We start from the raw sequence: 19,286 nt of genomic DNA on the forward strand, positions 1-19,286 counted from the left end.
CTTCACCACCGACTGAAATACAGTTTTCTCCACACGAGACGGTCCGCGGTGCGGGACCGAGGCGGGGCTGTGCGGTTTGTGGCGGCGGTCCGGGGACGAGCACAGCAACCGTGAGCGCGTCACCGACGCGCTCGCGGCTTTTTCCCCACGTTTTTGCTCGGGGGTGCGCGGAGCGCACCCCCCCGATGGAAAAAGTGGGTTCTAGTCGTCTGCGGGCGCCGACTCGCCGCCAGTCGTCGCGCCGGCCTCGACGCCGTCGTGTTCGACGGCTTCGACGAGCAACTCGGCCACGTCGACGACCTCGATGTCGTCCTCGAAGTCGCCGGTCTTGCGGCCGTCCTCGTACATCGTCATACACATCGGGCAGGCGACGACGAACTTTTCGATGGCGTTGCCGGCCTCGGTGTCCTCCAGCGCCTCCCGGAGCCGTTCCTCGCTGGGTTTCTCCTCTTCGTCCATCTCCATCCAGAGGCCGCCGCCACCGCCACCGCAACAGAACGAGTCGTCGCGGTTGCGCGGCATCTCGTTGAGGTTACAACCCGTCGCACGGATCAACTCGCGCGGGGCCTCGTACTCACCGTTGTACCGGCCGAGGTGACACGGGTCGTGGTACGTGACGGTGTAGTCGAGTTCGTTGCCACGCAGGCCCAGTTTCCCGCGGTCGACGAGTTCCTCGACAGCCTGGGTCCAGTGGTAGATTCCCGCGTCGGGGTTCCAGTCGTCGTCCTCGATGTCGAAGTCCATCATCGGGTCGTCGGCGAACTCCGCGAAGTCGACTTCCGGATACTCGTTTTTGAACGTGTTGAACGAGTGGGGGTCGGTGCAGACAATCTTCTCGAACTCGACATTCTGGAAGTTCTCGACCATCGTCGCGGCCTGTTCGACGAACAGGAACTCCTCGCCGACTCGCCGGATGTCGTTGGCGTCGTACACCTCGTCCTCGTAGAGGATGCCGAAGGTCACGTCGGCCTCCTGGAACAGTTTGGCGAGGGACCTCGCGACCTGCTTGTTCCGGTCGTCGAAAGACGGGTAATCGCCGACGTACCAGAGGAACTCGACTTCCTCCTCGCGAGCGTCGGTCACGTCGAACCCGAGGTCTTCGGTCCAGTCGCCACGAGACCGCTGGCTGTTGCCGAAGGTATTGCCTTTCTGCATGACGTTCTGGAACACGTCCTGCAGGCTGGGCTGGATCTCGCCCTCGTCGGTGAGCTGGCGGTTCAGCCGGGTGAACGTTTTGAGATGCTCGATCTCGACCGGACAGGCGTCCATACAGGCCATGCAGGCCATACAGGACTCCATCGTCTCGGCCTGGATCACCGCGTCGTCGGAATCGGCGACGATATCTCTCTCCTCACCGCCGTTGTCGACGTGCTCGCGGTAGTTCTTCAGGTCGAGGATTACGTCCCGGGGCGAGAGGTTGCGTCCGGAGGCGTTGGCCGGACAGACCGAGGTACAGCGGCCACACTTCGTACAGGCGTCCTGGTCGAGGATCTCCTTCCAGGAGAACGAATCCATCGACTCCGCGCCGGTGTCGGCGTCCAGGTCGGCAGGGATGCCCGGGAGCCGCTTGCCGGCCTTCTTATCTCGCGTGACGACGTTGGCGAACGACGAGATCATGTGGAACGGCTTTGCGTACGGGATGGCCGCAATGAAGACGAACGCGATGATGGAGTGTGACCACCACGCGAGCGGGTACGCCGCCGTCGCCATCGCGGGCGTCATCCCGGCAGCCGCGAACACGTCTTTGAGGAACCAGCCGACGAAACTGACGGTCTCGAAGGACACGTCACGGGTGGCGCTGGTCCCCAGAATGCGGATCGCCTCGGTGACGAACCCGCCGACGCCGAGCAGGAACAGCGACCAGATGAAGAGGTGGTCCTCTAGGCTGGAGTTGGGGCCCCAGAGCCGTTCGTTCCGGACGACGTAGCGGCGGTGCAGCGCCATGCCGATTCCGACGACGAACAGTAGACCCATGAAGTCCATCACCAGCGAGTACGAGAGATAGAAGTTGCCAGTGAAAATAGAGAAGCTCTCACCCGTCAGCAGCTTTCCCCCCTTCTCCAGAATGTCCATATCGATGGCCAGGATAGTCGTCCCGATGAGCAGTGTCAGAAAGCCCCAAACAATAAACGAGTGCATCAGTCCGGCGTAGAGGTCACGGTCGAACTGCTTTTGATTGGTGAACACGATCGTCGATGCCTCACTGATCCGATTCCGCAGGTCGTCCGTGCGGTCAAACCAGTCCTCATCACCCTGTGTGTACCGGTCGAATCGGCTGTAGACACCCCAGATCAGCACTGCGATGGTCACGGCGGCGAGGTAATAAAAGACGACCTCGCCAATGTGGCTGATCTGCCACATCGTGGGACGCGTGACGGTTTCACCCGCCTGCAACGGAAGTACCATGCTGTATCGTTCCGGGAGTTACGCGCTTAAGTCTTGCCAAGCGCCAGCATACCTACATTAGACAGTTTTCCGACCGCTCACAGCATCTGTGGCGTCCGGGCAACTGACCCCGGCTATCGCCGGCAGTACATTTTTATACCCGCGTCTACCGATTCGGGCACGATGGACGAGAAAACCGAGGAACTCCGGGACATCTTCGTCGAACTCACCGACGAGGAGACGGTGACCGAACGCCAGAAGGAAGGGCCTGGTTCGCTCACCGACGCCGACGAGGCCGCCGTCACCGACCGGGTCGCGACCGTGGTCACGACCATGCGGGAGCGCTACGACTTCGTGACAGACCTCGACGACGACACCCTCGGAACTGTCGTTCGCGGGTTCTACGACGGGACAGACGACGCCACCATCGCCGAGACCGTCGGTGAGACTCCCGAGACGGTCTTTCGCGCTCGCATGGATCTCCACCTGCTCGACGACGACGACACACAGTTCCCCTTCGCGCTGTCCGCGCTCCGCGACGCCCACGCCGACACGGACGAACCCGACTCCGCGGCGCTGGCCGATGCGTTCGATGCCGACCCCGAGACCGTCGAGCGTGCCCTGCTCGTCGCCGAGACCCAGGAGGCAATCCGCCGCGTCAGTGGCCGCTTCCGGAGCGAGTTCGAGGACGCCATCCCCGACGCCGCCCTCTCGACCCACCTGACCGAATCCGCTCAGGAGGACGGCCTGCAGGAGGCCGCCGAGGACATCGAGACGGATACCAAGTTCTGAGACCACCTTTTTTCCGCTCGGGTGGCCGGAGGCCACCTCTCGCGAGAAAAACGTGGGTCAAAAAGGCGGGATTCGCGCCAACGGCGCGAATTCCCGGGATACCCGCGAGTGACCGCAGGGAACGAGGGGGTGCTCGTCGGAGCGACGCTCCGACGGTGACCGGCGGCCTGCGGCCGCCGGACGCTTGTGGTGTCCGCACCGCGACCGCACCGTCCGGCACAGCACTCTTTTTTAGGCGACTGAATGTCCGCGCAAATGTCTGCCTTCGCGCCCTCGAACCGGTTCCCGGACGAACGACCGGGCGAACCGGAGATCGCCATCGCGGCGGTCGTATCGCTGCCCTCCCGGCCCCCTCGACGCCTGTGACCAGTGCCGCTGACGGATTCTTGTTCGCTGTAGCCGTCGTCATCGCGGCACGGATAATCCACGCGCGACCCGTCGACTGATCCGTACTCTCAAGTACTAGTCCGGGTCCAGTCCTGGCCATGCACACGTTCCGTGACGTGGAGACGGCCGCGTACTGTCCCCGCAAACTGTACTACCGCCGCCGCGCCGGCCCGCCGGACGTACCCGACGAGGTCGCCGCCTGCCGGAGTCTGGCCTTCGAGTACGAGCGCCTGCTCGATTCCGACGCCGACCTGTTGGCCGCCCCAATCGAGGTTTCCCCAACGCAGTTCCGCTCCCGGTTGGGGCGGGCCAAGGCCCGACTGGACGCCTGGGACGCGCTGGCCGACCCACCGGCCCGCGAGCAGATGCTGGAGGGCCGGGAGTGTCGCGGCGTCGCCCACAAGATTCTCGAAGAACCGCTGACCCCGTCGCTCGTGTTCGCCGGCCGGCCACCGGACGAAGGGGTCTGGGAGCCACAGACCGCGCGACTGGTCGCGGCCGCGAAGGCGCTGTCCTGGGAGCGCGAGACGGCGGTCGAGCGCGCATACGCGGAGTACCCGGCATACGGCGTCGTCCGGACCGTGCCGCTGACGACCCGCCGGAAAGCCGCTTACCGGCGTGCCGTCCGGACGGCCGACGCTGTCGACGGACCACCGAGTCGGGTCGACAACAACGCGAAGTGCTCCCCCTGCGAGTTCCGCGAGCAGTGTGGTGTCCGCACTCGGTCACTCCGGTCACTGCTCTAACTATTTATATAGCGTGGCGGCCGTCAGCTACCCGTCTGACGTGGGTCATATGCGGCCGCTGTAACGCGTTTCTTCCGCGCTCGAATGTCCGCGGGCTTTAAGTATCTCTGGAGTGCGTGTAAAAACGCAGTCACACGCTCCATTCCGTTTTTGTAGACTGACAGGCGGTGCGGCCACCGGCCGGGAAATACCTAACTCCGCGTAGCGGAAAGACCGGGCATGCTCGAACTCGCCGACGTGGAGGCCGCCAGCGAACGGGTCGCAGAGACGGCCAGACACACACCGCTCGAGTACTCTCACAGTTTCTCGTCGCTGACCGGCGCAGCGGTCCACCTGAAACTGGAGACGTTCCAGCGGACAGGTGCGTTCAAGATTCGTGGCGCGACCAACCGCATCGCGACGTTGTCAGGGGACGAGCGCGATGCCGGTGTCGTGACGGCCAGCGCCGGCAACCACGCTCAGGGTGTCGCGCTGGCGGCCACGCGGACCGGTGTCGACTCGACGATCGTCATGCCCGAACCCGCGCCAATCTCGAAGGTGAAAGCGACCCGGAACTACGGAGCCGAGGTCGTCCTCCACGGTGAGGACTACAGCGAGGCCGCCGACCACGCCCACGAAATCGAACGCGAGCAGGGCCGCACCTACGTCCACGCCTTCGACGACCCAATGGTGATGGCCGGGCAGGGGACCATCGGCCTCGAGATAATCGAGGACTGCCCCGAGGTCGAGACGGTCGTCGTCCCCATCGGTGGCGGTGGTCTCATCAGCGGCATCGCGACCGCGATAAAAGGGCGAAAGCCCGACGTGCGCGTAATCGGCGTCCAAGCCGAGGGAGCCGAGAGCGCCGCCCAGTCGCTGGCGACGGGCGAAATCGTCGAGCGTGACAGTGTCAACACCATCGCCGACGGGATCGCGACCCGGCGAATCGGCGACGAGACGTTCCCGATCATTCAGGAACGCGTCGACGAGGTAGTCACGGTCGGTGACGAGGAGATCGCGGTCGCACTGACCCAACTCCTGGAGCGGTCGAAGACCCTCGTCGAGGGCGCCGGCGCTGTGTCGCTGGCGGCGATCCTCGAAGACCGGTTCGACTACGACGACGACGAGACGATCGTCCCGGCGCTCTGTGGCGGAAACATCGACCTCAACACGCTCACGACGGTCATCCTCAGGGGACTGGTCCGGACCGGCCGCTACCTGCGACTGCGGACGGTCCTGCAGGACCGACCCGGCACACTAAAAGAACTGACGAACATCCTCTCGCGGCACCGCGCGAACATCTACGCCATCCGCCACGACCGCACGTCTCGGGACGTGGCAATGAACGACGCCGAGGTCGAACTCGACCTGGAAACGCGAGGCCACGACCACGTCGAGACCGTGCTGGACGCTCTGGAGGACGCGGGGTACGAGACGGACGTCCTCCTCTGACTCTCGGAGGCCGTCCAGAAACGCCAATACCTGCTCGTGACCGGCCTCGGTCAGACCAACCTGGGACTGCGGTCGAGTTTCGAGGCGTCGCCCGGGTCGCCGTCGATCTCGACGGCCGGAAACGGCTGCGGGACGGCCGCTGACGACAGCACCGCCTCGGCCGTCAGGTCGGCGTTGGTGAACGTCTCGAACGTCCCGGCTCCGACATCGACCGTGCCGACCACCAGTTCCGGAGCCGCGGCGGTCGCCAGTCCGGGCATCGCCTCGAAGTCGACGGCTGACTCCAGTATATCCCGCAACCGGTCCTGTCCCAACCCGGCGAACGGGTACCGATGTGGGCCAGTCTCCGGGAACGGGACGCCCATGTTCTCCAGCCGGGTGGTCTAGACCAGCGTATCGTTACTCGCTGTGCCGGTGAAACTGGACGCCGTCAACTCCGTTCAGAGGTCAAAAGACACTGCCGGTGCAGTCGTGTCGTCGGCGAGGCGGCCGTACCAGCCGGCGACCGCCGCGAACGAACCCGTAGAGGCACCGCTGAGGCCGACCAGCCGGTCGGTTCGGTCGTCGATAGGCGGGAGCAGTTCGCCCAGCACGCCGGCGGTGAAGGCCGTGTGGCTCCCGCCGCCCTGGCACGCAATCGCGACGGTCACCTCGTCGCTCATATCACAGCCCCGACGGTCGGCCCACGTAACCCTACTCGTCCGTCGACAGGTGCTCACCGTCCCAGGTGCAGTATCGTCGCCGAGGTGCCGGCCGTCCTTCGAGAACTCGAGCCTGACGGAGTTCGCCACGTCGACGGGCTCGACCATCTTCCGTGACCTGTGACCCCCCACGCATCACGTCCTCGACGACCTCCTGTTCGGAAGTGCCGCGCTCCGCTGCCGTACCCGGGGTCTGGTTGGTCACCAGCGGGGACCCCGACACCGTCAGTCGTGTTCGCGTCCTGCCGCATCGACCAATAAAAACTGGGTGGGTGCCGGCAGGTCGGACGGCGGCGGTCATGATGTTTAAGTCCGCGCCAGCCGCGACGGGAGATATGAAACGTCCCGTCAGCACGGACGATGCGCCCGCTGCAGTCGGAGCGTACAGCCAGGCCACTGCGACTGACTCGCTCGTGTTCACCGCCGGGCAGATTCCGATGACTCCCGATGGCGACCTGCTCGACCATCGACCCATCGCCGACCAGACCGAGCAAGCGCTGGACAACCTCGCCGCCGTCCTCGACGAGGCCGGGGCCGGCATGAACGACGTGCTGAAAATCACCGTCTACCTGGCTGACATCGACGACTTCGACGCGATGAACGAGACCTACGCCACGTACTTCGACGACGAACCGCCGGCCCGCAGTGCCGTCGAAGTCGGTGCGCTTCCGAAAGGCGTCGGCGTCGAAATCGAGGCCGTCGCCACGACCTGATGGACCTCCGTCTCAAGTCGAGTCTGCTGTGGGGCCTCGTCGGCGGTCTCGCCTTCTTGGTCCTGTTACAGGGGTACGAACTCGTGAGTACCGAGCGGGTCGACTGGCTCGTGAAGTTCGCCGTCGCCGCCCTCGTCGTGGTCGGCGCGACCGGGGTGAGCTACGTCTACCGGTTCGGGACGCCGACCGACGTCGCGAAAGGCAAACGTTAAACACTGAACGGCGATAGGCTCACGTGAGCCAGAATGGCCGAATCTGGTAAGGCGCACGCCTGGAAAGCGTGTTCCCGTTAGGGATTCTGGGTTCAAATCCCAGTTCTGGCGTGTCTGTGACGAGCAACCCGTGAGCGACGCCGACCGTCAGCGAGGCGTCGCTCACTCCTCGCGAGTCACGACCGACAGTGGATTTGAAGCCCTGGAAGTCGCAGCGCGCGAGTGTCCCGAGCGCGACCGTCTTCCTCTGGGTTCAAATCCCAGTTCTGGCGTACCACATTTTTATTCGTTGGGTGGCGGCACGGCCGCCACCTTCCTCGCAAAAACGTGGGGGAAAAACAGGCCGAACTCGCGACGGAGCCACGAGCTCGGTACAACACCTGTTCCAACCGCACAGCCACCGCTCCGCTCCCGCTTCCCCCACGACCGACGGACGCGACGACCCAAAACAATATATGATTTCTCAATCAAAAAGGCACTATGGGCATCTTTGGCCGCCTGAAAATGGGCTGGAACCTGTCGATGGACAGCCTTCGCGTCCTCCGCAAGCAGCCGGAGCTGACCCTCTTTCCGGTGATCAGTGGCATCGCAGGGTTACTGTTCATCGCGTTGTTGTTCGGTGGATCGTTCGTCCTGGGGTTGTTCGAGGGGGCGACGGCTTACGTCGTCCTGTTCATGCTGTACCTGGGGACGGCGTTCATCGCCTCGTTCTTTAATGCGGGACTGGTACATAGCGCCCGCGAGAGCTTCGAGGGACGTGAGCCGTCGGTCAAATCCGGACTGGCCGCCGCCTGGACGCACAAGACGCCGCTGTTCGTCTGGGCGGTGATTTCCGCGACCGTCGGCATGTTGCTCCGGGCCATCGAGAGCGACGACAGTATTGTGAGTAGCATCGTCGCACTGGTCGTCAGCGTCGCCTGGTCGATCATCACCTACTTCATAATCCCGGTGATCGTCTTCGAGGACGTCGGTTCGCTGGAGATGTTCAAACGCAGCGGCGAGACGTTCAAAAACACCTGGGGCGAGACTGCCGGTGCGAACTTCGGCGTCGGGCTGGTGTCGATTCTGTTCGTGTTGGTCGGGTTAGCCATCGCCGCCGCCGTCTTCGTCGCGCTCGGTGGCTTCGGTGGCGGCGCGGGCTTCGTCGTCGCCGCCGTCATCGCCGCCGTCGTCATCCTCGGGGCCGCGCTCCTGTCGACGGCGCTCGGGGCCGTCGCAAAAACCGCGCTGTACGTCTACGCGACCGAGGGCAAGCGCCCGCCTGAGTTCGACAACGTCGACTTCGACAGCGGGGCACGCTGATACATCACGAGTCCGATGGTTCACGACGACGTTCATTCGTGAGCGAACGGTGTCGGGCCGACCCCCGGTTCCGGGTACTGGAACTCCGGGAACACCAGGGCGTGAACCCGACTGCCCTCGACGTGTTACCCGGCGACGACCGGCAGTGCTGGACGACGACTCGGGCTCCCGCCCGCCACGAGGGTGAGAACACTCACTCTGCGTTCGTGACGACTCCGACACTCACGACGAGTCCGTCGTCGGAACTGTTGTTATGAACTGGCGCGAACGTATATAAACGCCCTCAGGTTTCGGGAGACAAGACGATGTAGGTCGATACTGTGGGCTGACATATGGCTCCACCAGCAGCCACGGAGACGACACTCGATACGTCAGGGCTGGAGTTCGCGGCGCTGACCTGCGGGGACGGAGATCGTGACGCCCTGCTGTTGCACGGGTTCCCGGACGCACCGCGGACGTTCGAACCGTTGATGCGACGACTCGCCGACGCGGGGTATACCTGCTACGCGCCGTTCATGCGTGGATACGGCGAAACTGAGCGACCGCCGACAGAGCCGGGCAACTACTCGCCGATGCTGCTCGCGTCGGACGTGTTCGCACTGACTGACGAACTCGACGACCCCGACCCGCTCGTGGTGGGCCACGACTGGGGTGGGATGGCCGTCACGACGGCGGCGGTCACCGGTGGCCGCGGGTTGGGGACCTGCGTCTCGATGGCAATCCCGCCGAACTTCTGGTCGCAGTTCGACGACTACGCCACGCAGGCGATGCGAAGCTGGTACATGAACCAGTTTCAGGTGCCCGGCCACGGCGAAGAGCTCGTCCGGGCCAACGACTTCGCACTGATCGAACGGCTCTGGCAACTCTGGAGCCCCGACTGGAACTACGACGCCGACCACCTCGCGGCAGTCAAAGACACCTTCCGCACCGGCGAAACCGTCGAGGCCGCCCTGCGATACTACCGCGACTTCTTCGACATGTTCCTGCCACGCCGCCGGTCCGAGCAGGAAATCGCCGGGGTTGACGTCCCGACGCTCGTCCTCGCGGGCGCGCACGACGGGTGTATCGGGGCCGACCTCTTCGAGGGCGTCACCGACTGCTTCGACGCCCGCGCCGAACTGGCGGTCCTGAACAACGCCGGCCACTTCCTCCACGCCGAACGGCCCGACGCCGTCGCCGACAGGATCCTCGCGTTCGTCGACTGAACACTTAAACGCGGCCGGATTTCTGATTCTGGTCGGCATTAGAGCGCGTGCGAACCTAACACACGAACGACCGAAACCCGTTGCGTGCGGTCGGTTCCGTGCCATGCACTGGCCGACGTGGCACACCCCACGCTCGCCCTGCTGACGACAGGTTTTTATAGAAGCACTTTCAATCATTGGATTGATTATGAGCCAGCAGCAGCGAATGCAAGGGCAGCCGATGATCATCATGGGCGAGGACGCCCAGCGCATGAAAGACAAGGACGCGCAGGAACACAACATCGCGGCTGCCCGGGCGGTCGCGGAGTCGGTACAGTCCACACTCGGCCCGAAAGGGATGGACAAGATGCTCGTCTCTTCGATGGGGAGCGTCACCGTCACCAACGACGGTGTGACAATCCTCCAAGAGATGGACATCGACAATCCGACGGCGGAGATGATCGTCGAAGTCGCCGAGACCCAGGAGGACGAGGCCGGTGACGGGACGACGACGGCCGTCGCCATCGCTGGCGAACTCCTCAAGCAGGCACAGGACCTGCTCGACCAGGATATCCACCCGACAGCGATGATCCGCGGCTTCGACATCGCGAGCAAGCACGCTCAGTCCGAAGTCGACGACGTCGCCGAGGATGTCGACCCCGACGACGAGGAGACCATCCGGAAGGTCGCCGAAACGTCCATGACCGGCAAGGGCGCGGAACTCAACAAGGAACACCTCAGCCAGCTCATCTACGACGCCGTACAGGCCGTCACCGTCGAGGCCGAGGACGGCAGTAACGTCGTCGATCTGGAGTTCCTCAACATCGAAACCCAGGAAGGCAGCTCCGCTGGCAACTCCGAACTGCTCGAAGGTGCCGTCATCGACAAGGACCCGGTCCACGAGGACATGCCGACGGACCTCGAAGACGCGTCGGTCATGTTGCTCGACCAGCCAATCGAGATCGAAGAGGCCGAAGCCGACGCCTCCCTCTCTGTCGACAGCCCGGACCAGCTCCAGTCGTTCATCGAGCAGGAAGAACAGCAGCTCGAGGCGAAAGTCGACCAGATCGTCGACACTGGCGCCGACGTGGTCGTCTGCCAGAAAGGCATCGACGACATGGCCCAGCACTACCTCGCAAAGGAGGGCGTGCTGGCCCTGCGCCGCGTCAAGAAGACGGACATCCAGTTCCTGTCGGAAGTACTCGGCGCGAGCATCGTCTCGGAGCTCGACACCGTCGCGGCCGACGACCTCGGCACCGGTGACTTCACCCGCGACGACGACGCCGAACTGTTCTACGTCGAAGGGGCGGATAGCCACGGCGTGACGCTCCTGCTGCGAGGGTCGACCGAACACGTCGTCGACGAACTCGAACGCGGTATCAGTGACGCGCTGGACGTCGTCGCCGCGACCGTCTCGGACGGCCGCGTACTGGCCGGTGGCGGTGCTATCGAAGTCGAACTCGCACGTCGAGTGCGGGACCACGCCGACTCCGTCGAGGGCCGCGAACAGCTCGCTGTGGAAGCCTTCGCCGACGCACTGGAACTCGTCCCCCGCGTCCTCGCGGAGAACGCCGGCCTCGACCCCATCGACACGCTGGTCGACCTGCGCGCCGCTCACGACGACGGCGACAAACGGGCCGGCCTGAACGTCTTCACCGGCGACGTCGAGGACACCTACGACACCGGCGTCGTCGAACCGGCCCACGCCAAGGAACAGGCGCTCTCCTCGGCCACCGAGGCCGCAAACCTGGTCCTCAAGATCGACGACATCATCTCCGCCGGCGACCTCTCCACTGAGGGCGACGGTGGTGAGGGCGGCCCCGGCGGCGCGCCCGGCGGTATGGGCGGCGGCATGGGCGGCATGGGTGGCGGTATGGGCGGGATGATGTAGGAGAGGCGAGCGTAGCGAGTCTCTCCGAACTGCCGAGCGGGGAACGAAGTGACCCGCGAGGCAAAACGTGGGAAAATCGCGGCGTCCTCCCGTTCGTCGGACGCCGCGGTCCGCGCGCTCGGGCCTTCCGGCCCTCGCGTACGGTTCGACGACCTGCTGCCCGCTGCACCGCTCCCGAACCGCTCGCAGACCATACCTCCGTTTCGACTGCGTTTTCTTGCCATCTATGTACCCTATGGAGCCCTCGGTCCCGCTCTGACGAAAACGTATCAGAATTACTTAAAGTAAAGCGACGACGGGGTCGAACTTCGGGTATGTCCCACGCAACAGACGAGTCGGCCAATGCAGACGAGACCGTCTACGAGGAGTACATCATGAACGTCCGGATCGTCGCGGTTGATGAGGAAAGCGGGCCGGCGTACCGGTTTGAGGCACCGGAACACCGCGGAATCGAGTTCGACGACCCGGAGAAGGCCCAGCTGTACGCCGACGTGTACTTCGACGTGAACGGGTTCGAGGAGGCCGGAACCGGTGAACGCGGCGTCCCGCCGATTATTATCCAGGCCGGTCGCGACACGCTCGCGGCGTACTTTCTCACACGACCGTACACGAACTTGGAGTGGGTTGCCTCGTTCATTGGCGTTCAGCCCGGGAAAATCGAGCGGTATCGCTCCCGCGTCCAGAAGCGAGCGACGAACATCCGCAACCGGGCGAAAGAACAGGGCCACACCTGACAGACTGGGCTACACCGTAGACTGTGCTGTGGCCCCCGAGACGGAACCTCGACCACGCCGAACGGGCTTGCCCGACAGTCTGAGCCGAACGCCCGGTTCGTGCGCTTACAGCCAGCCGTACTGTACACTTCTCAACGAGATAAAATAAGCCCAAGACAGATACGTTCAATATATACGCTCATATAGATATTACCTTCCGACATACTCATATTATAAACGAGTTTTATAGAGGCATCCTCCAGTTGACCTGCATGGTGGATCTATCCAGACGCAGTCTGATGAAATCGTCAGTCGCTGCCGCAGTGGGTGCCGGCGTAACGGGCGTCGCCAGCGGCCAGTCGGAGAAAGACAGAGACGGCAGAGAAATAAACGACGGCGACACGCTGACCGAGGGCGCGCCGAGCGTGGTCGGTGACCTCAAGCGGTTCTCGACGACGGTGTTCGGCGCGGAGATGACCGGGCCGTTCGTGTTCGCGGACGGGTCACTGCTGCACAGTATCCAGCACCCGGACACCAGAAACCCCGCGCCGTTCAACAAGGGGGGTATCGGCTACTATAAGAACTTCCAGTTCGAGTTCGACGGTGACAACGACGACTTCGCGGAGTCGGAACCGCCCGAAGGCGAAGAACAGGACACTGTCAAGGCGGCCGATACCGACTTCGAGGTTCTCATCCAGGAGGGCGACGAGATCAACGGCGGCGAGGAACGCTGGGGAATCACCCAGACGCCCGACGGGACCGACGTGACGACAGAGAACTTCGCGGGCTCGACCTACGGGCGCTCCGGCTCGAACCCGGACTGCAACCAGTTCGTCGCCACGAACGACGACGGGACCGACGGCTATATGTTCACGAACGACGAGAACAGTCCCGGTAACATCGCGCGAACCCGACTCACCCAGACCGAGGACGGCGAGTGGGAAGCCGACCCCGACGACACGATCAACCTCCCCAATCTGCCGCAGTTCCGGGCGATTGGCGGGACACGGATCAACTGTTACGGTGACCTCAGCCCGTGGGACACCCCGATCTCCTCCGAGGAGCACTACGCCCACCCGCGTGGCAACCTCACGTCGACGGTCAGCGAAATCGTCGAAGCCGGCTCCGGCGAAGGGCTGCGTGGCGGCGCGTACTTCTGGAACCGGCCGAACCCGGTCGGAATCCAGGACGCAGTCAGCAACTACAGCGAGGTCGACGCCTGGTACGTCCAAGGCTACTGGAATCTCGACGGCGTCGAGCACCTCGCCTACCACCTCGGTGCCGACCCGGTCGAGGCCGGCAACGGTAATCCGATCGAGCCGATCGACGACACGTACCCGAACCCCTACCGGTACGGTTACCACGTCGACATCCGGAACCCGACGGCGGCTCCCGAGGACGTCAACCCGATCAAGTACTACGTGATGGGCCGCGCCTCCTGGGAAGCGCCGGACATCCTGCCCGACCAGAGGACCGTCTACGGCTGTTCGGACGGCGACAGCAAGGGCATCTACAAGTTCGTTGCCGACGAGCCGGTCCCGAGCTACGACGACCCGATGGACGTCGAGGGGACGCTCTACGCGCCGAAAATCACGAACGATGCGGCGTCCTCGGGCCAGTCGCCCGCAGACGTCCCGCTCGACGTCGAGTGGCTACCGCTGGGCCACGCGACCAACGGCGAAGTCGCCGGCTGGATCGCAGACTACGACGACATCACGCAGGCCGACTACCTCGCGAGCCACTCCGACTGGAGCGAGGGCGACGAGGTCACCGAGGAGGCACTCAAGCAGGCCGACCTCGAAGTAATCGAGAACGGTAATCAGGACCTCATCAGTGACGCGGACATCGTCGAGTGGGCCCGCCAGTACGAGGAGAACGGTCCCGACGGTGTCGACGAAGAACTCCGCCGGGTCCCGTTCCTGGAGACCCGTGAGGCCGCCACGGAGATCGGTGCCTCTATCGAGTTCAACAAGGCCGAGGGCATCGACAGCATGGACGACGCCAAACCGGGCGACTTCATCTACTTCGGCATCTCGGAGTTCAACGACGACCTAGCCGGCCCAACCAACGACCAGGGCGACATCGCGCTGGACCGGGTCGACGGCGGCGTCGTCTACCGTGCCGAACTCGAATCCGACTACAACGTCTCGCGACTCGAACCCGTCATCGTCGGCCCCGACTTCACCGGGGAGGAGGCGATGGCCGACGTTGACGACGCGCTGCGAAACGTCGACAACGTCTATGCGATGCGGGACGGCCGCGTTCTCTGCACCGAGGACGGCTGGCGTGGTGGCAACCGCAGTTACCCCAACGATGGCCTCTTCGTCTATCAGCCGCCGGTCGACGTCGACGTGGAGTCCGCCGCGGTCAGTCAGGGCAGCACCGCCGAGGTCGACGTGACCGCCTCCTCGCTGCCTGCCGGACTCTCGGGCGCCCGGGTCGTAATCTCGACCAGCGACGACGGCGTCGCCAAGATCACCGGTGGCAGCTACAACGACGCGCTCGGCCTGACCGCCGACCCCGTCGTGAGCGACGAGAGTCAGACCGTCGAACTGCGCTTTGCCGACACCGAAAACAACGTCCAGTCCGGCGCGCAGAACGTCACCATCGGCACGCTCGAGGTCGAAGCAATCGGCAGCGGCACGACCGACCTCCAGGTCAGCGTCGAGAACATGGACGCCGAGAACGGCAGCGAAATCGACGCGCAAGAGCGGATGGGGATGGTCGTCACCGGCCCGCCCGCGCTGGGCAGCGGCTCGGCCGGCAGTGCTCCGACCGACCCCGACGGCGACGGCCAGTTCGAGGACGTCAACGGCAACGGCCGCATGGACTACGCCGACATCGAACTCCTGTTCGAGAACCTCGACGACGAGTCGGTGACGATGAACGTCGGCGCCTACGACTTCAACGAGAACGGCCAGATCGACTACGACGACGTGGTCGACCTGTACGAAGAGCAGTAACGCTCCGGACCCGGTTCCGGACACCCGCTGACACCCGACAGCACCCATGACACGAACCCCTACCCGGACGGTCGCCGCGCTCACGCTCCTCGCCGGCCTGCTGCTGGTCGGTGGGGCCGGCACGGCGACGGCCGACGACGGCGCACAGCTGACCGTCACGAACGCGACGGTCGATCAAAACGAGACGAGTACGCTCCAACTCGCGCTCTCGCGCGCCCCAGCCGGGCTGTCGGGCTACGAGGTGACACTCACACTCTCCGACTCGGGCGTCGCCGAAATCCGCGACGCCAGCTATCCGGACTCGTTCCAGCTGACGACCGACGCCGACATCGCCGGCGGCGGCCAGCGCGTGACACTCGAAGCCGCCATCACCGACACGCCGCCAGGCGCGACGGACGTCACGCTGGCGACGGTCAACGTGACCGGCACCGGCGGCGGGACCACTGCCGTCCGCGTCACCGACGCGCAGGTCGACGCCGACAACGGGAGCCAGGTCGCGCCCGCGTACAGCCCCGGTTCGGTCGCCGTTGAGCCGCTGTCCAACAACGGGGCTGACACCGGGAACGGCGACGAGACCGATAGCGACGCACCCGAACCCGAGGACGCGGCCTCCTCAGACCCGGCCGACGACCCTGGCGGTGACGAGTCGACGACGACCGAGGCGGCCGGTCCCGGCTTCGGCGTGGTCGTCGCGTTCGCGGCACTGCTAACCGTGGCACTACTGGCTCGCCGGCGGCACTGACTCGTTCTCGGCACGCCTTCGCCTTCTCTTTTTTTCACCGTCTCCGCCCGACTCGTATCGAAACCGTTGAGCCGCGGCCACGGTTCGTACCGACCGTGTCGCTGGTTTCGGTGCTGGGATCGGCGGTGTTGCCGGTCGTGGCCGTCGCTGCGGTCGGGTACGTGCTGGGACGGCGCAGAGATGTAGCCGTCGAACCACTCTCGGACATCACGCTGTACGTGCTGGCACCGGCCCTGGTGTTCTACAGTCTGGTGACCACACCCATCGCCGGTCCGACGGTTACCCGGTTGTTCGCCGGTGTCGCGGTCTTTACCGTCGGCATGGGTGGCCTCGCGGAGGCGGCCGGCCGGGCGCTCGGCGAGGACGAACCCGTCCTCGGAGCGCTCGTCCTGACGAGTACGTTCTCGAACGCGGGTAACTACGGCATCCCGCTGTCGGCGTTCGCTTTCGGTGCGCTCGGCCGGAGCACAGCCGTCCTCTTCATCGTCGCACAGTCCGTGTTGATGTACACTCTGGGTGTCTACGTCGCCGCCCGTGGGACGGCCGGTTCGGTGCTGGACGCTGTCACGCGGGTCGTTCGCCTGCCGCTGGTGTACGCGGTGGCTGCCGCAGCCGCCGTCCGGGTCGGCGACCTCGCGCCGCCGACCGACACCGCGGTGATGGAGACGATTCGGCTCACCGGTGACGCCGCGATTCCAGTCATGCTGTTGTTGCTCGGAATCCAGCTGTCCAACTCGGGCGGCGGGACCCCCGTCGCCCGGACGGCCCCGGCGAGTGCGCTCAAACTCCTGGTCGCGCCCGCTCTCGCGGCCGCCGTCGCGCTCGCGGTCGGTCTGACGGGGACGGTCGGCCGGGTATTCGTCCTCGAGTGTGCGATGCCAGCGGCGGTAACGCCACTGATGCTAACGATAGAGTTCGGGACGGACGACGCGGGAACCGACGGTCTCGCCGCCGACTACGTGAGTACGACGATTCTGGTCACTACTCTGGCGAGTCTGGTGACGCTGACCGCCCTGATCGCCCTGTTGCAGACGGGACTGGTGTCTTAGTCGTCGGTCGCCGCGGTCGGGGTTCCGAGGTCCGACTCCTCCTCACTCTCGTCCCCACTCTCCTCGTCGGTGAGGTCGACCTCTCGCCAACCGCCCTGGCTGAACCAGACGTAGGCGACGACCGCGGCGAGGACGTTCGAGATAGCGAAGGAGGCCCAGACTCCGCCGGGACCGAGGGCCATCGAACCGAACCAGGCGATAGGGAGACGGATGAGTCCCAGCATAACAACCGTGATCGCGGCGGCTGTCAACACTTTCCCTGCGCCACGGAAGCCGCCGCTGTACGCGCGAGTCACCCCCATGAACCCGAACGTGGGCGCGACGATTCGGAGGAAGTTCGCGCCCTCCGCGATCACCGCCGGATTGTCGGAGAACAGTCCCATAATCGCCGGTGCGGCCACGAACGTCACGACGCCCAGGGCCGTGAGAATCGCGAAGGAGGCCTTCGCGGCAAAGCGGTTGGCAGTCGCCGCGCGGTCGGGCTTGTCCGCGCCGATGTTCTGGCCAGTCATCGTCTCGACACCTCGGTCGACCGCGATGGCAGGCATGAATATCGTCGAAAACACGCGGATGCCGACGCCGAAAGCAGCCTCCACGGTCGTCGGAAACAGGGCGACGATCACTAGCAACAGGTTGACCGAGATTGCCCGGCCGGTCCCCTCGATGGAGGCCGGAATCCCGATACGCAGGAGCCGGCGGGCGTAGGCCAGGTCGGGGAACATATCGCGGACGTTGATCTGGATGCCACGTCGGCCCCTGATCATGATTGCGATGCCGACGACCATCGCCAGCCCGCGTGAAAAGATGGTCGCGATGGCCGCCCCCTGGACGCCCAGTTGCGGGAAAGGCCCCAAGCCGAAGATCAGGAACGGGTCCAGCGCGACGTTCAGGATCACCGTCCCGAGCATCACGAGCATCGGCGTAATCGTGTCACCGGAGCCTCGCATCAGCGCGATGAACACGATGAACCCGAACATGAACGGGAGCCCGAGGCTGATGACTTCCATGTAGTCGGTTGCCGGCGGCAACACTGCGCCGGAGGCCCCGATCAACGCCAGGAAATCCTCGATGAGGAAGAAGCCAGCCAGTCCCAGCACTACAGACAACAACAGGGCGAAGATCATCGTCTGGGAGGCGGCGTACTCCGCCTCGTCCGTCTCGTCGGCCCCCGTGTACTGGGCGACCAGCACACTACCGGCCACTGACAGCCCTAGCCCCAGCGAGATCAGCAGGAAGACGAGAGGAAAGCCGAAGGTGATTGCCGCCAGCGCCACGGTACTGTACTGGCCGAGCCAGAACGTGTCCGCCAGGTTGTAGGTGACCTGCAGCAGATTCGTGATGACGATGGGCAAAGAGAGGAAAAAAAGTGGCTTGCCGATGGGGCCACTCGTCAACTCCAGCTCGTCCTGGCCCACGAACAACCCGCTCAGACGCTCTCGAACGCTCACTCGGAACCGACCTCCGCAACACGTGTGTCGGCAGTCGTCAGCGTCCCGTCGATGTAGGCGGTGAGCATCCGCCGGGCGCAGTCCGGGTCCTGCCCGACCGCGACCTGTTTGGTGCCCGCACCGTCGAGCGCCGTCACCAGAAACCGCGCGGCGTCGTCCGGGTCGACGTCCGCCCGGATCGTCCCGGCCCCGATACCGTCGTCGATGACGGCCCGCATCTGCCCGTGAAGGAACTCGTCGAACCGACGGAGCCGCTCGCGGATCCCCTCGTCGTAGGGGGCCTGTGCTTTCAGTTCCAGCATGGCAGTTTTGAACGCAACGCGTTCGTCGTCCTCGACCGGCGGCGAGAGAACCATCTCGATCAACGCAGACAGGCGCTCTGGCGCCGTCTCACCCTCGGGACCGCCGACGCGCTCGGTGAACCCATCGTAGAGAAAATCCAAAAACGACTCCAGGAGCTCCTGCTTGCTGTCGAAGTGGTAGTGCAACGCCGCCTTGCTCAACTCCGTCTCGTCCGCAATGTCCTGCATCGTTAGATCCGCGTACCCGTGGGCACAGAGCGCGCGGTAGGTCGCAGACATAATCTCGTCGCGAGTCTCGCTCACCTACGTACTTACTGACTGGTCA

18 protein-coding genes and 1 tRNA gene are annotated in these 19,286 nt (G+C 64.7%); 14 read left to right on the forward strand and 5 right to left on the reverse strand.

Annotated features, from left to right (window positions below; all coding sequences use genetic code 11):
* Positions 1-201: 201 nt before the first annotated feature.
* The gene (locus Q0964_RS10780; protein ID WP_299267171.1) at positions 202-2,406 is read right to left on the reverse strand and encodes a (Fe-S)-binding protein; all 2,205 of its coding nucleotides are present in this window, start codon (positions 2,404-2,406) and stop codon (positions 202-204) included.
* 162 nt (positions 2,407-2,568) lie between these two features.
* Here Q0964_RS10780 and Q0964_RS10785 point away from each other — a divergent pair, with 162 nt between their 5' ends.
* The 3 genes from Q0964_RS10785 to ilvA all read left to right on the forward strand — a co-directional run bounded on the left by Q0964_RS10785 (position 2,569) and on the right by ilvA (position 5,741).
* Positions 2,569-3,177 (forward strand): conditioned medium-induced protein 4, encoded by a 609-nt coding sequence (locus Q0964_RS10785; RefSeq protein WP_299267175.1) that lies wholly within the window; start codon positions 2,569-2,571, stop codon positions 3,175-3,177.
* Between the two features lie 485 nt (positions 3,178-3,662).
* A complete protein-coding gene (locus Q0964_RS10790) occupies positions 3,663-4,310 on the forward strand; it encodes a CRISPR-associated protein Cas4 (protein ID WP_299267178.1) in 648 nt (215 codons plus the stop codon).
* Between the two features lie 219 nt (positions 4,311-4,529).
* Positions 4,530-5,741: a threonine ammonia-lyase gene (gene ilvA, locus Q0964_RS10795; protein WP_299267181.1), complete on the forward strand. Its 1,212-nt coding sequence runs from the start codon at positions 4,530-4,532 to the stop codon at positions 5,739-5,741.
* Between the two features lie 50 nt (positions 5,742-5,791).
* Here ilvA and Q0964_RS10800 read toward each other — a convergent pair whose 3' ends face one another.
* Complete coding sequence (locus Q0964_RS10800) at positions 5,792-6,106, reverse strand: patatin-like phospholipase family protein (RefSeq protein WP_299267184.1); 315 nt, start codon at positions 6,104-6,106, stop codon at positions 5,792-5,794.
* Between the two features lie 75 nt (positions 6,107-6,181).
* Positions 6,182-6,403, reverse strand: a complete 222-nt coding sequence (locus tag Q0964_RS10805) for a hypothetical protein (protein ID WP_299267186.1) — start codon at positions 6,401-6,403, stop codon at positions 6,182-6,184.
* 374 nt (positions 6,404-6,777) lie between these two features.
* On the opposite strand from Q0964_RS10805, the gene Q0964_RS10810 reads away from it, so the two are divergent.
* From Q0964_RS10810 to Q0964_RS10860, 11 genes are all read left to right on the forward strand, one after another.
* Complete coding sequence (locus Q0964_RS10810; protein WP_299267189.1) at positions 6,778-7,155, forward strand: Rid family detoxifying hydrolase; 378 nt, start codon at positions 6,778-6,780, stop codon at positions 7,153-7,155.
* Positions 7,155-7,367, forward strand: a complete 213-nt coding sequence (locus Q0964_RS10815) for a DUF7981 family protein (RefSeq protein ID WP_299267195.1) — start codon at positions 7,155-7,157, stop codon at positions 7,365-7,367. The genes Q0964_RS10810 and Q0964_RS10815 overlap by 1 nt, the downstream gene beginning before the upstream one ends.
* A gap of 27 nt (positions 7,368-7,394) precedes the next feature.
* Positions 7,395-7,478 (forward strand) — tRNA-Ser (locus tag Q0964_RS10820).
* A gap of 369 nt (positions 7,479-7,847) precedes the next feature.
* The gene (locus Q0964_RS10825) at positions 7,848-8,669 is read left to right on the forward strand and encodes a DUF6159 family protein (protein ID WP_299267198.1); all 822 of its coding nucleotides are present in this window, start codon (positions 7,848-7,850) and stop codon (positions 8,667-8,669) included.
* A gap of 38 nt (positions 8,670-8,707) precedes the next feature.
* Positions 8,708-8,926 (forward strand): hypothetical protein, encoded by a 219-nt coding sequence (locus Q0964_RS10830; protein ID WP_299267201.1) that lies wholly within the window; start codon positions 8,708-8,710, stop codon positions 8,924-8,926.
* Positions 8,927-9,001: 75 nt separating this feature from the next.
* The gene (locus Q0964_RS10835; RefSeq protein ID WP_299267203.1) at positions 9,002-9,874 is read left to right on the forward strand and encodes an alpha/beta fold hydrolase; all 873 of its coding nucleotides are present in this window, start codon (positions 9,002-9,004) and stop codon (positions 9,872-9,874) included.
* Positions 9,875-10,079: 205 nt separating this feature from the next.
* Positions 10,080-11,744: a thermosome subunit beta gene (thsB, locus tag Q0964_RS10840; protein ID WP_299267273.1), complete on the forward strand. Its 1,665-nt coding sequence runs from the start codon at positions 10,080-10,082 to the stop codon at positions 11,742-11,744.
* Between the two features lie 314 nt (positions 11,745-12,058).
* Positions 12,059-12,478: a hypothetical protein gene (locus Q0964_RS10845; RefSeq protein WP_299267206.1), complete on the forward strand. Its 420-nt coding sequence runs from the start codon at positions 12,059-12,061 to the stop codon at positions 12,476-12,478.
* A gap of 251 nt (positions 12,479-12,729) precedes the next feature.
* Positions 12,730-15,420: an alkaline phosphatase PhoX gene (locus Q0964_RS10850; RefSeq protein WP_349254461.1), complete on the forward strand. Its 2,691-nt coding sequence runs from the start codon at positions 12,730-12,732 to the stop codon at positions 15,418-15,420.
* A gap of 46 nt (positions 15,421-15,466) precedes the next feature.
* Complete coding sequence (locus Q0964_RS10855; RefSeq protein ID WP_299267212.1) at positions 15,467-16,162, forward strand: PGF-CTERM sorting domain-containing protein; 696 nt, start codon at positions 15,467-15,469, stop codon at positions 16,160-16,162.
* 95 nt (positions 16,163-16,257) lie between these two features.
* Entirely contained in the window at positions 16,258-17,211 is a 954-nt protein-coding gene (locus Q0964_RS10860) for an AEC family transporter (RefSeq protein WP_299267214.1), read from the forward strand.
* Here the strand turns inward: Q0964_RS10860 and Q0964_RS10865 are convergent.
* Together Q0964_RS10865 and Q0964_RS10870 are read right to left on the reverse strand one after the other, a co-directional pair.
* Positions 17,208-18,659 carry an MATE family efflux transporter gene (locus Q0964_RS10865; RefSeq protein ID WP_299267217.1) on the reverse strand — a complete coding sequence of 484 codons (1,452 nt, stop codon included), beginning with the start codon at positions 18,657-18,659 and terminating at the stop codon, positions 17,208-17,210. The two genes, Q0964_RS10860 and Q0964_RS10865, sit on opposite strands and share 4 nt — an antisense overlap.
* Positions 18,656-19,264 carry a TetR/AcrR family transcriptional regulator gene (locus Q0964_RS10870; protein WP_299267219.1) on the reverse strand — a complete coding sequence of 203 codons (609 nt, stop codon included), beginning with the start codon at positions 19,262-19,264 and terminating at the stop codon, positions 18,656-18,658. Before Q0964_RS10870 ends, Q0964_RS10865 begins: the two co-directional genes overlap by 4 nt.
* Positions 19,265-19,286: the final 22 nt, after the last annotated feature.

The sequence above is a fragment of the Halorientalis sp. genome (assembly GCF_028275115.1).
Classification (GTDB): domain Archaea; phylum Halobacteriota; class Halobacteria; order Halobacteriales; family Haloarculaceae; genus Halorientalis.